Origin of the sequence: Chryseobacterium sp. GVT01B (assembly GCF_019970045.1) — a bacterium.
In the GTDB taxonomy this organism is placed as follows: domain Bacteria; phylum Bacteroidota; class Bacteroidia; order Flavobacteriales; family Weeksellaceae; genus Chryseobacterium.
In genome coordinates, this window is sequence record NZ_JAHXYI010000001.1 from 506,459 (window position 1) to 521,409 (window position 14,951).

The following is a 14,951-nucleotide window of genomic DNA, read 5'->3' on the forward strand; positions in this document are numbered from 1 at the left end:
GAGATAATCATTAATCTTACCAGAATATAAAATAATCATATAATTTTTAGGTAAAAAAAATTATATTTGTCAAAAAAATAATCAATTACAAGGAAATGAAGCAAATTTTCTATTTTATTTTACTAATCGCAGGATTCTCCTCAATACATTCCTGCAAGGATATGCTGGATGAGGATGGAAATCCATTGTTGGATCTTAACAATACAGGGGGATTAAGCGGTCCCAGAGCATTATACAGAGAAATTACAGATAAAGATACTATCGCAGAATATCAGTACAGTGGACTTCTTGTAACTAAAGTGCTTACAGACAGTGCTTCAGTTACTAATATTATGTACAGTGGAGATAAGATCAGCCAGATTAATTTCAACGGCTTTTTGGATCTTGACGGAAACGGAAAGCTTGATAAGGACAGTGTATCATACACTCAGTTATTTACTTACGTCAATAACAATAAGCTTCAGACTATTTCTGAAAACCGTTCTATCTTCAGAAGACCTCCGCCTGTAATACCTGGAGATCCGCCGGGACCACAGACATTACTGAAAAAAGAGAAGAGTCTTTACAGTATCAAATATAGTACAGCTACAGGAAAACTGGATTCTATCATCATGAAGAATGGTCCGGACGTAGCAGGAGTGCCACTTGCTTTCACAGATTACTCCAAAACAGCTTACACGTATGTAGGAGATAACGTATCTAAAGTGGTAAGACACTACGGAACAATGACAGGAGGTGCATTCGGTGCTGTTACAGGAAAATATAACTATGAGTATTATGCATATGATGATCAGGTAAGTCCGTTCACATTATTGCCACACGTATATAAGATTTCAAGACTATTATCTACAGTAATCAATGATAAAGAAAGTCTTATTTTATCTCCAAACAATCCTAAGAGATGGTCGGTGACAGATCTTTCGCCGCCAATTCCAACTCCAATTGTAAAGAGTACCAACTACGTTTATGATCCTCAGACTTACATGACAAAAGGATATGGCGTTAATTATATCTATAAACCACAATAGAAGACTTTTTTAACAATATTCAAACTCAATCTTTCATAAGGTTGAGTTTTTATTTTTTATACCTTAATTTTGCAAAAAATTTCTGATGAAATATTTAATTGTAGGGCTTGGTAACAAAGGCTCTGAATATGAAAATACACGACATAATATAGGATTTAAAGTAGCTGAAAAAATAGCCGAAACACTTGAAGTATCATTCAATACCTCCAACTTTGGCTGGCTGGCAGAAGGAAAACATAAAGGCAGAAAAGTTTTTATCCTTAAACCTGATACCTATATGAATCTTTCCGGAAATGCAGTGAAATACTGGATGCAGAAAGAAAATATCCCTTTGGAGAATGTATTGATTGTAACAGATGATCTTGCTTTGCCATTCGGGACTTTAAGATTGAAAGGAAAAGGTTCTGATGCAGGCCACAACGGGCTTAAAAATATTAATGAAGTATTGCAGACTCAGAATTATGCAAGGCTTCGTTTCGGAATCTCTGCTGATTTTTCTGCCGGACGACAGGTAGATTATGTATTAGGAACCTGGAATGAGGAAGAAGGAGCAAAGCTTACCGAGAGAATTGAAACTTTTTCAAAAGCGAGCCTTTCTTTTGTTTTTGCAGGATTGAATAATACGATGTCTGCATTTAATGGGAAATAGAAAACAGGCAGCAGATTCCAGATGGCGGGTTACAGGCGAGTCTGAGCTTTATTTGTTGGGATCTAAATTATGATAAAAAATAAATGCCACCGGATTCCGATGGCATTTTCTGTAAATTATAATTGAATTTTAATGAGTTTCATCTTTTATAACCAGCTTACTGCACCTGTTTCAACATCATAATTGGCACCAACAATTTTAATTTTACCTTCTGCTTCAAGGTTTTTAAGGGTTGAGCTTTGCTTACGGATGTCTTCAATAGCGCTTTTTACATTTTGATGGTTAAGCCTTTCAAGAAGAGAACTGTTTTTTGATGAACGTTCTTCATTTTCTTCAATGATCTCATTGATGATAGGATTGAAATGATTGATCAGGTGGTTAAGGTTATCCATTCCCAATCCTTCAATCTGCGCCGCATCAAGGCCTCCTTTCAAAGCACCGCATTTCGTGTGGCCTAAAACTACGATAAGCTTGGAACCGGCAACATTACAGCCAAATTCCATAGATCCAAGGATATCCTGATTAACAAAATTACCGGCAATTCTGATACTGAAAACGTCTCCTAATCCCTGGTCAAAGATAAGCTCGGCAGAAGTACGGCTGTCTATACAGCTTAGAACTACTGCAAATGGCCATTGCCCTTCACGGGTAGCATTCACTTGTTCAAGAAGGTCTCTGTTTGCTTTAAGATTGTTTACAAATCTTTGGTTTCCTTCTTTTAAGAATTCTAGTGCTTTCTCTGGAGTGATAGTAGACTGGGTTTCGTATGTATGTGCTTTCATATTATGTATTGTTTTCGAATTTAAAGTTAAAAAAATTAATTGTAAATGGAGATTACATGGCTCTTTTGTGAGTAACCAGAATATGGGAATCCTCACTTCTTTCGTAATCTCTGTATGAAGTTTTAAAGCCCAGAAGTTCTACATTGATGTCCTGTTCCTTTGCACGGATATTGGCAAAATCCTGAATCATTTCCAGTACATCCGTTGCGATGTATGAAGTGCTTCTGGCATCAATGATCACCGTTGAGCTTGGTTTTATATTTTTAAGTGTTTTTTTGATCGCTGCTTTATTTAAAAATGAAACTTCTTCAGCTAGTTTTATGTTAATTCCATCTGCATCATCCAGCCTTTCTCTGCTTAAATAATAAGCTCTTTTCATATTTCCCTGAAGAATATAGAAAACAGAGATGGTAAGACCAATTCCGACTCCTTTTAATAAATCTGTTGCCACTACCGCTACCACTGTTGCTACAAACGGAATAAACTGGAATTTTCCTAACTGCCAGAAATGTTTGAATGTAGCGGGCTTTGCCAGTTTATATCCTACTAAAATTAATACCGCAGCCAAGGTAGCCAATGGGATTAAATTTAAAACAACAGGAATAGACAACACACAGATCAATAAAAATATCCCGTGAATAATAGCCGATACTTTAGATGTTGCTCCTGCATTAGCATTAGCAGAACTTCTTACCACAACAGACGTCATTGGGAGACCACCGATAAAAGAACTGATAAGGTTCCCGATTCCCTGAGCCTTAAGCTCAAGATTGGTATCTGTAATTCTTCTCTGTCTGTCTAGTCGGTCTGATGCTTCAATACAAAGTAATGTTTCAATAGAGGCTACAATAGCAATTGTTGCTCCCACGATCCATACTTTGGGATTTGTGAAACCATTAAAATCCGGAGTGGTAATCAGGTTTTTGAAATCATCAAAAGTCTGTGGAACTGGTAAAGAAACCAAATGCTGGGTTTGGATAGCCAGAGAGCTTCCGGACATCTTAAAAAGTTGATTTAGAAGAATGCTTACAATTACGGCAACCAGTGCTCCCGGAAGCATTTTCATCCTTTTCAGAACGTGGATTTTATCCCATGCGATAAGAATTGCTACTGAAACTAAAGTAATAACAATGGCACCCGGGTGGATAGCCCCAAATAATTCTGTAAAATATCCGAAGTTTAAACCATTATCAAAAATAGATTCATGACCTTCATAATCTTTATCAAATCCTAAAGCATGCGGAATCTGTTTTAAAATAATAATGATTCCTATGGCAGCAAGCATTCCTTCAATCACGTTATTGGGAAAGTAATTGGAAATACTTCCTGCTCTTACAAATCCTAAAACCAATTGAATAAGTCCTGCAATAATCCCTGCACAAAGGAAAAGCTCAAATGCGCCAAGATCTGTTATAGCTGTTAAAACAATTGCCGTTAAACCTGCTGCAGGCCCGGAAACTGAGATATTAGAATTACTGATTGTTCCTACTACCAGACCGCCTACAATACCCGCAATAATACCGGATAATGGGGGAGCACCTGATGCTAAAGCAATTCCTAAACACAACGGAAGTGCTACTAAAAATACCACGAGTCCTGAAGGAAAATTCTCCTTGATTCCTCCTATTAATGATGTCTTTTTCATAATGTGAAGCTGTAAAGTATAACCGGCTTATTTGTTTTTAAATAAGTCAATTATAAAAAGTTGAGAAAAAATAATTTTTAAAGTACGTGTGTATCCGATATCAAAAAATGATATGGAAATAGTATCAAAAAAATCTAACTATAGGAGTTACGCTTCCGGAGGGGGAGAAAATATAGTAAGTAAAGGTGATAAATGAAAAGAATCATCTATCAGTACAAAAGAAACGCCCTGAAAATCAGGTTCGGAAAACTTCAGATAATCGAAAACATCCAAAGGTTTCGGAATAGTTTTTTCGTAAACAATGAATGAAGACGGGTGAGAATGTGGTTCTTCTTCGTTGATTATGATATTCGTTCTTGCAATATCCCAGCCCGCTACCGCAGCAATGCCTGGCAGCGCTGTAAAATTCAGAAAAAACGTTAATACAATAATACTCCAGAATTTCATTTTACATTCTTTTTAGAAAAACTACTTGGTCTTTCTGCTCATTACCCAATCTGAACCTGTAAGATTGTAGATCTTTTGGATGTCTTTTAAGGTTTTCTCAAAATCAATCTCCAGATCAATGATTTTACCTGTTCTAAGGTCAAATACCCAGCCGTGTACAATAGGTTGTTCTTCTAAAATATACCTTTCCTGTACGCAGGCCATTTTGATTACGTTGATGCACTGTTCCTGAACATTAAGTTCTACAAGTCTGTCATAACGCTTGCTCTCGTCTTCAATAGAATCCAGCTCTGTCTGATGCAATCTGTAAACATCACGGATGTTTCTCAGCCATGGATTCAATAATCCCAGATCCTGAGGAGTCATCGCTGCTTTTACACCACCGCAGTTGTAATGTCCGCACACTATAATGTGTTTTACTTTAAGATGTTCTACAGCATATTGAATAACGGCTGTGGAACTCATATCTAAAGTATTGACAACATTGGCAATGTTTCTGTGAACAAATACTTCGCCCGGCTTTGCTCCCATCAATTCTTCTGCTGTGGCTCTGCTGTCTGAACATCCGATATAAAGGAATTCAGGGTGCTGAGTTTTTGCAAGTTCTTTGAAGAAATTCGGGTCTTCAGCTACTTTGGATTCTACCCATTTTTTGTTGTTTTCGAAAATAACCTCGTACGATTGTGACATAATTTTAAATTTTTAAAAGTTTATAATTATTTATTTCGTTTAAATTATTTCCAAAATCAATAGACTAAATCAATAATTGTGCAAAAATATACTTTTTGTTAAAAAGTCAATCACTTTTAACAAAGTTTAATATTAAATATGCTTAAAATCATATCTAATATTCCGGTATACTTTGTTTTATAAGGTAATCCAAACGTTTAAAACCATGATAAAATTACGAAGTATAAATTAAAATTCGAGATTTGTGAATTAAAATATTCTTAATTTATTTGTCTGATCATGTAGCTGTTGCAGGAAAACCTATTAAAAACAGTCATATATGTTAAAAAAATGAATAATTTAACGCCTTGATAATCTATCTATTTGATGTCTGATCTTGGTTTACAATCTTTATCATCAATATTTTATTGGGCAGGAATTTTTATTGCCTTTTTTTCATCTTTTCTGATATTTGGGAAATCTAAGAAGGTGACTGCAGACTATGTGCTGGCAATATGGTTTATGATCATAGGAATGCATCTTATTTTCTTTGTTTTGTTTCGTGGAGATGGTTATTTGAATTTTCCTTCTCTCATTGGTTTCGAGATTCCATTTCCTTTTATGCATGGTCCGATGCTGTATTTGTATATTTTGTGTGTCACCAACCATTCAGGTAGAAAGATCTGGCTGCTGCATTGGTTTCCGGTTCTGCTGATCTACATCGCTTTAGCTCAGTTTTTACTGCTCTCTCCTGAGGATAGAGCAGCAGTATATCAGAATAAAGGAAAAGGATATGAAACATTGAGCGAGGTAATCAAAATTCTTATGATTCTCTCGGGGATTTTGTATGTAGGGTTAAGTCTTCTTGCAGTCACAAGATATAGAAAAGAAATCTCCGACCAATATTCAAATACTGAGAAAATCAATCTGAACTGGGTGTATTATCTTATTATTGGCATAGCGTTGATATGGATTGCCGTTATGATAAGAAACAATATTCTTATTTTTTCTATGGTTGTTTTGTTTATCCTGGTTGCAGCTTATTTTGGAATCAGCTGGGTGGGGATTCTGGATTATTCAGAGGTAAAAACCGAGGGTGCTATTGAAAAGATTACAGTTGAAAATAATCCCGAAGTTCCAAAATATGAGAAAACCTTTGCAGGGGAAGAAGCAATACAGGATATTTATAATAAGCTGGTGATTCAGATGGAGAAGGAAAAACTGTATAAAGACCCTGAATTGAACCTTAATTATGTTGCAAAACTTTTGGGTGTTCATCCGAATATACTTTCTCAAACCATCAATTTTGTTGAAAATAGAAATTTTTACGATTATATCAACAGGCAACGGATTGAAGAATTCAAGAGAATAGCAGTATTACCTGAAAATGGAAAGTTTACAATTCTTTCATTGGCGTTTGAGAGTGGATTTAACTCAAAAACATCATTTAACCGGAATTTTAAGAAATACATGAACTGTTCGCCGAGAGAATTTTTAAAAAGTCAGAGTATTAGTATGGAATAACTTTACTTATTGATTTTATTAAAGGTAAGTTGTTTTATTTTATTGACTTAAAGATTTGTTCCACCTTTCATTTTGGAACAGATGAAGCATTTATAATCCTCATTTTTACAGAAAAATTGAATCAGACTTCTATGAGAAAATTATTATTTGTAATCATGTGTGTGTTGGCATTGCTTATTGGTGCTTATCCTCTTCTTTATGCTTTTGTAGAGCATAAACATACCTTTTTAGGTTCCAAATCTCCAGAGATACTTCATAATATTATCTGGAAAACTGCATTTTTTGCCCATATCATTTTCGGAGGTCTGGCACTTTTTATTGGCTGGCGTCAGTTTGGCAGTTCATTCAGGAGTAAATATCTCAAGATCCATAGGAAACTTGGAAGTATCTATGTGATTGCAGTAGTCATAAGTTCCGTTTCAGCTGTTTATATGGGCTTTTATGCCAATGGCGGACTGATTTCCTCAATAGGGTTTATCAGTTTAGGATGCATCTGGCTGATAACGACTCTTATGGCAGTTTGGCAGATAAGAAAAGGAAATGTTGTGATGCATCAACAGTTCATGATTTACAGCTACGCCTGTACTTTTGCCGCAGTGACACTGAGATTGTGGTATCCATTGCTAACCAATATTACCGGTGATCCTGAGAATTCTTATATTGCTGTTGCCTGGTTGTGCTGGGTTCCTAATTTGTTGGTTGCTTATTTGATCAATAAAAGAATAGTTGTGGTATAGATTTTCTTTCAAAGGAAGATTATATTCTATTCCGGCAGCTTTTCATACTCCATACTTTTCATTTCTAAATTTAAATATTTATTTCCTTCATTTTTATAATGCTGAGGGGCCTCAAGACCCATGTATTTCATAATCAGAGGATAGATGTAAGTCGTTTGGGTCTGTTTGGTTTCATGTCCGGTGATTCTATACGTTGCAGGAACCTTATCACCATACCATACAAAAAACGGAACCTGAGTAGATTCTTTAGAGTCTACGTGAAGTAATTTGTCACCTTGTATTTTAATTCCATGGTCTGAAGCATAGATGACTACAGAATTGGTATTTTTTAATGTTCGGAAAATATTATTGAAAACATAATCCGTGTATTTTATAGAGCTGTCATAGCAGTTTAAATTCTCAGAATTCCAGTTGGGAGGGAGTCTGTTGCACGGATTCGGATGGCTTCCCATGATGTGGAGAACCACAAATTTATCTTCTTTTTTCTGAATCACCTTCTCCAGTTCCGGAACAATCACTTCATCATAGCCATTTACCCATTTTTTATTTTTAGACATTGATGCGATGGCTGTTATTCCTCTTGCGCTCGCCTGTGTGCTAAGCCAGAAAGAATTGTATCCGGTTTGGTTGGCCAGATTAATGATATTGTAGGATAGCTTGTCATAACGGTATCTGAACTCATCCGGATGAATGCTGGACAGCATTAAAGGAACGCTCAGATTGGTAATTCCTGCAGGAGAAACAGCATTGTCGAAAATCATCATATTTCCGGCCTGCTGATCCGTAAAAGGAGTAGTTTTCTTGTTGTAGCCGTATAATGACATGTTTTGTTTTCTCTCAGACTCTCCAATGATCAAAATTACATTTTCTATTCCTGGCTGTATTTTTTTGATATTAAAAACCGGAATATTCTTTGTGAGAGCATTGATATCTTCCTGAATATCTTGTGCAATGCGGAAATCAGTATAATGATAGTATACATTTTTAATCATGCTTCCTCCACCTTTATTACTTACATATCTATGTTTGAGGAAAAAAATGAATGGCATGATAAGCCACAATAATGCAATAAATATGAACTTGAAATTGAAAGTAACTACGCTTTTTCTCAGATAGTTGATCGTATATAGCATTATACCCCAAAATAGTAAACATAAAATACCAGGTAGGATAAACATATAAGACATACTCATAGCCTCGTTCACATTAGACTCTACAATACTTATGGCCATTCCTATATTGAATCCGGAATGATAAATAAGAAAGCAGGAGGCTGAAATAAGAAAATTAAGACTTAATAATAAGCATAGGATAACTGCAATAATGGATGTATATTTATTTTTAAAGAGAAATGCATTGAATACAAGAAACGAACAAAACATAATTCCATACTCAAAAATATTCCGGATACTATCCAATTTTTCAGGACCAAATAAATTATCAAAGATATAAGGAAATGAAATCAAAAAACCTGTTAGGTATATTATAATGAGAAGAATTGGAACTATTTTTTTGAGCATGATTGTATATATGTTTTCGGGGCTGTTAAGATCATTTTTTAATCATCTTTCTTAAGTGTCTTCCGGGTAAGAGCCTGCTGAATATCAGAATCATGTGTTGCATGAGAAGAATTATTATCAGATAACAATTCTTAGAGATTAAAGATATTGTATCAACTCAAAAAAGAAACTTTTGAAAGATAAATTGCTACAGTTGCATGACGGAGCGTTATTTCTGTCCGTTTATATTTTCAATGATGGTAGAAAAAGTAACTATAGAGTTGATATTGCAGATAAAGAATGGGAATAATGAGGGTGTGTTTCTTTCATCAAAAATTATTTTTTTAAATTAATAATAAGCCTGGGTTGTGTTTTTAATATTAAGCGATTTTTTTCAGAACAAGTGACATTGGAATCATCCGGATTATACAACATAATATTGTTTATAAAGCCGGTTAATTGTATCGTTATTTTCATAACCAAACAATGCCTTTTTTACAAATGTACACGAAATTACCGATAAATACAAGTAGAATTTTTACGATAAGTGGCTGAAATTACTACATTTTATGGTTGATATAATCCATTGTAGCATTTGGGATAGGGATGATTTTTGTTGAATTTTCTATTATAATTAAGAGAATTTGAAATTTTAATATTTTTAAATAAAAAAAACGGCCCCAATTGGGACCGCTAATTTTAGAGTAAGAGATGATTATTCCTTGATGATTTTCACCAATGCTTCAGAATTGTTGATTCTTACTAAATAAGCTCCGGATATCAAAGATGAAAGATCTGTCTTTTCATTTTCGAATTTGCCGGACTTGATAAGTTGTCCAGACATATTGTAAATCTGGTAATAATATTCCTTCACCTCGTTAGGTTTTATATACAGAATACTTTTTACTGGATTCGGGAAAACAGTCAGTTTGTCCTTTACAACCATTTCCGTAACCTTGGCTTGTTCAAAGGTATTGGTTGCTTTTCTAAAGGCATCCTTAGGTACAGCAATCGCATTAGGGTTGTATCTCGGAATCTCTTTTCCTTCAGCATCATATTGAATCTTAGCGCAACGGCAAGACATTCCTGCCTGTGGTGAGAATGCAAAGGAAGGATTCAGGAAATACAACTTATCATTTGTACCGGTAGTAATTTCTATATTGAAATACATTCCTGCTGCTTGTCCCGCTGTTCCTAATGGGGAAGAAGTCCAAATACCTGACCTTCTAAGATGAGCTGTTACATCTGGAGTTACTATTTCGTCAAGTGTTTTCCCTCCTAAGAAGCCTCTGATACCATTGTTGGCATAGTTTCCAATGTTGTATTCAGGTCTGTTTAGAATGAATCCATATCTTATAGGCAGCTTATTGGTAGGTATTACCCTTACATATCCACCTAGATAAGTCATTTTATTGATATTATACGCCTCATTGCTTACGAATGCGTTAACATCTGAAGGGTCTATTCCATACAGGTTTTTATAAACTCCTGATTGTAGGATGCTAAACTTGGCATTATAGAACCAAGGCGAATTACCTTTAGCATATGCTAAATATCCATCAAATATATTGACTCCTTCTGTGGATGTACCTTGCAAATCTGGTATTCTCCACCCTTCAGGGCAAGGGTCATAAGGGGATTTTTCGGTAGCATGTCCCCAACGATTTGAAAGCAGCCCATTCTCATCAGATAACCAATCTTTAACTGCATTGGTAGAATTATTATACATGAATATGAACGGATTGTTTACAGAATATTTTATGATTTTTTTTATTCTGTCGGATGTAGTATCATTCGAATTGACTACACTTGAATACGTGGAATATTCTTTAGTATAATTTGCTTCGTAGCTTGTATTGTTAATTGCGGCAGAGTATATTGGGGTAGTGCCACTTAAACCTGTTTGTCTGAAAACAGTATAGACATTGAATGAACGGGATGTATTGTAAAAGCCTCCGGGATTATAAAATACTGGGATTGGGTCTTTTCTTCCCCATTGGAAGTGCATACCACCACTGTTTTTTATCTGCAATACCCTTAAGCTATTGGCCGCCGTTGGGTCAGCTGGATTGTATGATAGAGGGTCAGTGGTTGTTTCTGCAGGCTGTGCCATATGTGTATCAATAAAAGGCATTTGTGCACCTAAATCCCTATCCATTAAAATGGTTTTTAAAGGTACTCCATAGTAGCTGTTCGTAGGGTTCACGATCTGGTTACTTGTGTCAGGTTTAATGCCTTCGTTGGCTACGGTCTCTGTCGTGAATTCAGCTTGCTGTTGTACGATTGATTGTGGAGCCCATATATGCCAGCTCCAGATAATAGGGTCACTGTTGTTATTGTTTGCCCACTGTCCTGAACTTCCAAGATGGAATGCAACTACCGCATTACCCGTTTTGTTTTCGTTAAGCGTTACTCTTAATATTGCATTTTCTATAGAGCCGTCTATTATTTCAACTTTTGAAATCAAAGTTTTATCCGTTGTCCAAACAATGGAAGTTGATTTAGTATTTCCAGTAGGGAAATCATTATTCTCCGATAAGTATAGTTTATACATCGCATAGGCTTTTCTCAAAGGGATATCGATGATTCTATCTTTATCGGCTGGATTAGCAGTGGCTAATGTCGAGTTGGTATACTCAATGTAGCTATTAGATTCCTTTGTCCATTTCTTTAATTCCTCCAACGTATATTGTGTTGGAGAAGCGGTCACATATTCTGTTTCAAAGGAAGTTGGCATATAGGCGTCATTTGGGTCCTTTATACAACGTACAGCTCTTGTTTCATAGGTGTTTCCTTCCAGAACACGATTGTACGCTATATTATGCCACCCCACATTTGAATGTCCAGGGACATTTCCAGCATCAGATATAAGGAAAAGGCCTCTGGCTCCTGTAACAGGAGTTTCTCCTGGACTGATGGAAGAGAAGAACGTGGAAGCGTGGAGTGCTCCATCACTGTGCTGATCCTGAAAACCTATGATTGGCTGTTTGTATAGTTTGTTCCCATCCCTTAAGCCATCAATCTGTGCACTGGTACGATTGGCCAGAGTCATTGGTTGAGGGTAGTATTCATAGTTCCCAGTGATTGGCAACATTCCTAAATTTCTATCTGCAACATTGCTCAGGTCAAATCCATAACCAGGATATACCTTTATTCCTGGATATTGAACATTTGGAGTATTAGGAAGAATATCCACATTACCCAGGCCTCCGGTTTTACCCCATGGGCTGGATTTAGGTGAGGCATCTACAGATGAGTAGAAAGAAGGAACCCTCCATCCACAAGGGCATGGGTCATAAGAGGATTTCATTGCATATTGCTTACTTTCCTTAGCAACGGTTGCATCAGAAGTATTCATGTTCACCCATTTTCCACCACGGGTATCTCCCCACAGATCCCAGGTTTCATTATCGTAATGGTTGTTACTATTGAATACCTTATACTTGTTTTTTGAGAACCATGTGGTTTGCTCCTTTCTTTCCCAATCATTGGTACCAGGACCTTGAATCAAGTAATTTTCTCCATTGTTAACAGGGGTTTCCCCTATTTTATACACATAAACCGGTGGAATAATTAAGTTGATTGGGTTGTTGATGGAATATCTGATGTTTCCATTAGGTGAATCAAAACCAGTATTGTCGGTTGCTGCATAAAGATTTCCTCTATATTTTGAAGGAACAGAACCTTTCAATGTTCCTACTTCTCCTCTGATGGTATATAGGGAAAGATCCTTATAATTGGATGGGAACGGGTCTTTTCTTCCCCACTGATATTGCAACCCTCCTGATTTGTGGAAATCATGGCCTACAAGGTTGGCATTGGTTGCTCCAAGGTTTCTGTCCATCCATTTCCAGTCCGTTACCAGGTTGTTGTTTTTATCAGCCTCAAATCCTTGATGATAAGTGCTTCCATTCGTTGGATCATCTGTAACCCAAACGTGCCATGTCCAGTATACCTTGTCATCGATACGATAAGAAACAACGGCATTTCCTTCCTTCAATTTATTGACAAGTACTTTAATCTTGGCATTTTCTCCTGTTCCTTCCAATGCCACTGATTTTATCAATCCCACTTCATCTTCCCAATATAATCCGGCCTTGGCAATTCCTACATCCGGAATTTTGGTGTAGCTGTTTTGTTCATCCTTCATGAGATCTCCTCCTTTTGCCCACATTTCGTATGCTTTTTTGACAGGAATATAAAGACCATCCACATTATTACCATTTTTATCTTTTCCTGTAAAAATGTAGCTGTTGGGGGCTTTGGTCCAGTCTATCGCGTTATTGTCCGGAAGAGCTCCTGAGTTTATTGTGAAACATGAATTTACACATTCTCCAACATTATAAGGGATATTGAAAATTCCTACATAGTTGATGAATTTTGATATTTCCGATTCAATATCCTGTAGTGAACGTACGGGTTGATAGAAACTGGTGATATTATTTCGAAGGGCACCCATACCATATAAAGTCATTTCCGGTGTATTAGAAATAATCAGGTCTTCAGAACCCGGTCCCCTGCGGGCATTTCCTTCATTATTGGTATAACCGAAATAAGGATCACCATAATTACTGTGAGCCGTAAGGTTGGTAATGTTAATGTAGGATCCATTACTTTTGTATACCCTGAATCCTGTAATATAGCTGGATACAATTACGATAGGTTCCTGGTCAGTCATGAAGTCAGATAGTTTTTCATGGATGGTGTTGTACATGTTGAAGTATCTGCTTTCCAGATTGTTTGGATTCTTAAAATTGTGATAACCTGGTCCATTGGGTTCTCCTGGCCATTGGCTGAACTTCATCATCAATCCGTTGATTGAATATTTTCCTGCAAACATATATACAGGATCATCATAGCTATACAAATAAGGGATTGGATGTCCAGGCATTTCGTTGTAAATGAACTCTGGAGTGGCACCCAATGTATCGCTTATAGCTCCTGTATTAATCATTTTCACGGATTTACTTCCATTTGTATCTGTAAGGAGATCCGAAGGATTCGTTGGAGAGAATACAACATCATCTTTTTTATTGTTCATGATGACATTGCTAAGTTTATTCCAGGCATGGGCTGACGTTACTCTGTCTTTGATACCCGTAACTTTTCCTGTATTGTCTAGGATCAGCGTTCCTTCTTTTTTGGGTGTCAAAAGAATGGTGTATTCATTTTCGTCAAGGTCGCAGTTGGTAGGGTTGTAATCTCCTTGTTTGTAATGGCTTACGGACTTGTTCCATGCCACGCTATTGAAATTGCTGAGGTTTGAGTTGGAATTCAATTCAATCTTCAGGTTGTAGATTGCTGTAGTTGTTTCAGGCAGTTCAAAAACAGCTTTAAGATTTTCATTGTACTGATTGTAGGAATACAGAATCTTGCACCAAGCGGTGACCCAGTTGCCTTGCGGGGTCTGGTACTTAATCTCCATTCGGACATCGTCGCTGGTAAATGGTTTTGTAAATTTTCCTTCAATAACTACCAACCCTTTTTGGTTGACGTTCTGCTGAATGGTAAAACCTGGATCTAAATCATAGACATAAGGCGGCGTATAACGATTCACCCCTGGAGGTTTTTCTTTTCCATAACTGTACTCTGCCGGAATGGAAGAGAGTCTGGAAAAAGCTTGGCTGGGTACTATACAGAATAGTACGGCAATAGCTCTGAGCATAGACTTTTTTTTCATGGTGTTTAGAATTTATTAAACGTTGTGTTTTTTGGAGTTTTAAAATATTCAGATTCACAATAAAAGACCAGCTTGCTTTCTTCATTTATTGTGAAAAAAAAGCAAGGTCCATAAACATGAGTGTTTACAGGTGTTCTGATTTTAAATACTGATGCTGTGTTTCTGAAGTGTAAAAGAATGGGCAGTCGTAGTTTTTCAACTACCCGGTTGAATTTGAGTGTTTTTTTTCATAGTTGTGTGTTTTTTAATTTTTTAAAAATGAATTATAGTATTACTGTTTTCATTTTTTTG

General features: G+C 36.3%; 10 protein-coding genes. 4 read left to right on the forward strand and 6 right to left on the reverse strand.

Annotated elements, in window-relative coordinates:
* The first annotated feature begins 95 nt into the window (after positions 1-95).
* Positions 96-1,028: a hypothetical protein gene (locus LC457_RS02315; RefSeq protein WP_223598445.1), complete on the forward strand. Its 933-nt coding sequence runs from the start codon at positions 96-98 to the stop codon at positions 1,026-1,028.
* A gap of 85 nt (positions 1,029-1,113) precedes the next feature.
* A complete protein-coding gene (pth, locus tag LC457_RS02320; RefSeq protein ID WP_223598446.1) occupies positions 1,114-1,677 on the forward strand; it encodes an aminoacyl-tRNA hydrolase in 564 nt (187 codons plus the stop codon).
* 146 nt (positions 1,678-1,823) lie between these two features.
* On the opposite strand, the gene LC457_RS02325 is transcribed toward pth, so the two are convergent.
* From LC457_RS02325 to LC457_RS02340, 4 genes are all read right to left on the reverse strand, one after another.
* A complete protein-coding gene (locus LC457_RS02325) occupies positions 1,824-2,459 on the reverse strand; it encodes a carbonic anhydrase (protein WP_213277796.1) in 636 nt (211 codons plus the stop codon).
* 52 nt (positions 2,460-2,511) lie between these two features.
* Positions 2,512-4,104 (reverse strand): SulP family inorganic anion transporter, encoded by a 1,593-nt coding sequence (locus tag LC457_RS02330; protein WP_223598447.1) that lies wholly within the window; start codon positions 4,102-4,104, stop codon positions 2,512-2,514.
* 147 nt (positions 4,105-4,251) lie between these two features.
* A complete protein-coding gene (locus LC457_RS02335) occupies positions 4,252-4,551 on the reverse strand; it encodes a hypothetical protein (protein WP_047380370.1) in 300 nt (99 codons plus the stop codon).
* Between the two features lie 21 nt (positions 4,552-4,572).
* On the reverse strand, positions 4,573-5,241 hold the full coding sequence (locus LC457_RS02340; RefSeq protein ID WP_223598448.1) for a carbonic anhydrase: 669 nt from the start codon (positions 5,239-5,241) through the stop codon (positions 4,573-4,575).
* A 468-nt stretch (positions 5,242-5,709) separates the two neighbouring features.
* Between LC457_RS02340 and LC457_RS02345 the strand changes: the two genes are divergently transcribed.
* Both LC457_RS02345 and LC457_RS02350 read left to right on the forward strand, forming a co-directional pair.
* Positions 5,710-6,744, forward strand: coding sequence for a helix-turn-helix domain-containing protein (locus LC457_RS02345; RefSeq protein ID WP_223598449.1), 1,035 nt, complete (start codon positions 5,710-5,712; stop codon positions 6,742-6,744).
* A gap of 131 nt (positions 6,745-6,875) precedes the next feature.
* Entirely contained in the window at positions 6,876-7,481 is a 606-nt protein-coding gene (locus LC457_RS02350; RefSeq protein WP_223598450.1) for a DUF2306 domain-containing protein, read from the forward strand.
* 26 nt (positions 7,482-7,507) lie between these two features.
* On the opposite strand, the gene LC457_RS02355 is transcribed toward LC457_RS02350, so the two are convergent.
* Positions 7,508-8,713, reverse strand: a complete 1,206-nt coding sequence (locus tag LC457_RS02355) for a phosphoethanolamine transferase (RefSeq protein ID WP_223598451.1) — start codon at positions 8,711-8,713, stop codon at positions 7,508-7,510.
* Positions 8,714-9,695: 982 nt separating this feature from the next.
* The gene (locus tag LC457_RS02360) at positions 9,696-14,660 is read right to left on the reverse strand and encodes a T9SS type A sorting domain-containing protein (protein ID WP_223598452.1); all 4,965 of its coding nucleotides are present in this window, start codon (positions 14,658-14,660) and stop codon (positions 9,696-9,698) included.
* Positions 14,661-14,951: the final 291 nt, after the last annotated feature.

Coding starts and splice junctions, on each gene's coding strand:
- LC457_RS02330 (WP_223598447.1), bottom strand. CDS start 4,104: ATGAAAAAGACATCATTAATAGGAGGAATCAAGGAGAATTTTCCTTCA.
- LC457_RS02355 (WP_223598451.1), bottom strand. CDS start 8,713: ATGGCCATAAGTATTGTAGAGTCTAATGTGAACGAGGCTATGAGTATG.
- LC457_RS02325 (WP_213277796.1), bottom strand. CDS start 2,459: ATGAAAGCACATACATACGAAACCCAGTCTACTATCACTCCAGAGAAA.
- pth (WP_223598446.1), top strand. CDS start 1,114: ATGAAATATTTAATTGTAGGGCTTGGTAACAAAGGCTCTGAATATGAA.
- LC457_RS02315 (WP_223598445.1), top strand. CDS start 96: ATGAAGCAAATTTTCTATTTTATTTTACTAATCGCAGGATTCTCCTCA.
- LC457_RS02350 (WP_223598450.1), top strand. CDS start 6,876: ATGAGAAAATTATTATTTGTAATCATGTGTGTGTTGGCATTGCTTATT.
- LC457_RS02360 (WP_223598452.1), bottom strand. CDS start 14,660: ATGAAAAAAAAGTCTATGCTCAGAGCTATTGCCGTACTATTCTGTATA.
- LC457_RS02335 (WP_047380370.1), bottom strand. CDS start 4,551: ATGAAATTCTGGAGTATTATTGTATTAACGTTTTTTCTGAATTTTACA.
- LC457_RS02340 (WP_223598448.1), bottom strand. CDS start 5,241: ATGTCACAATCGTACGAGGTTATTTTCGAAAACAACAAAAAATGGGTA.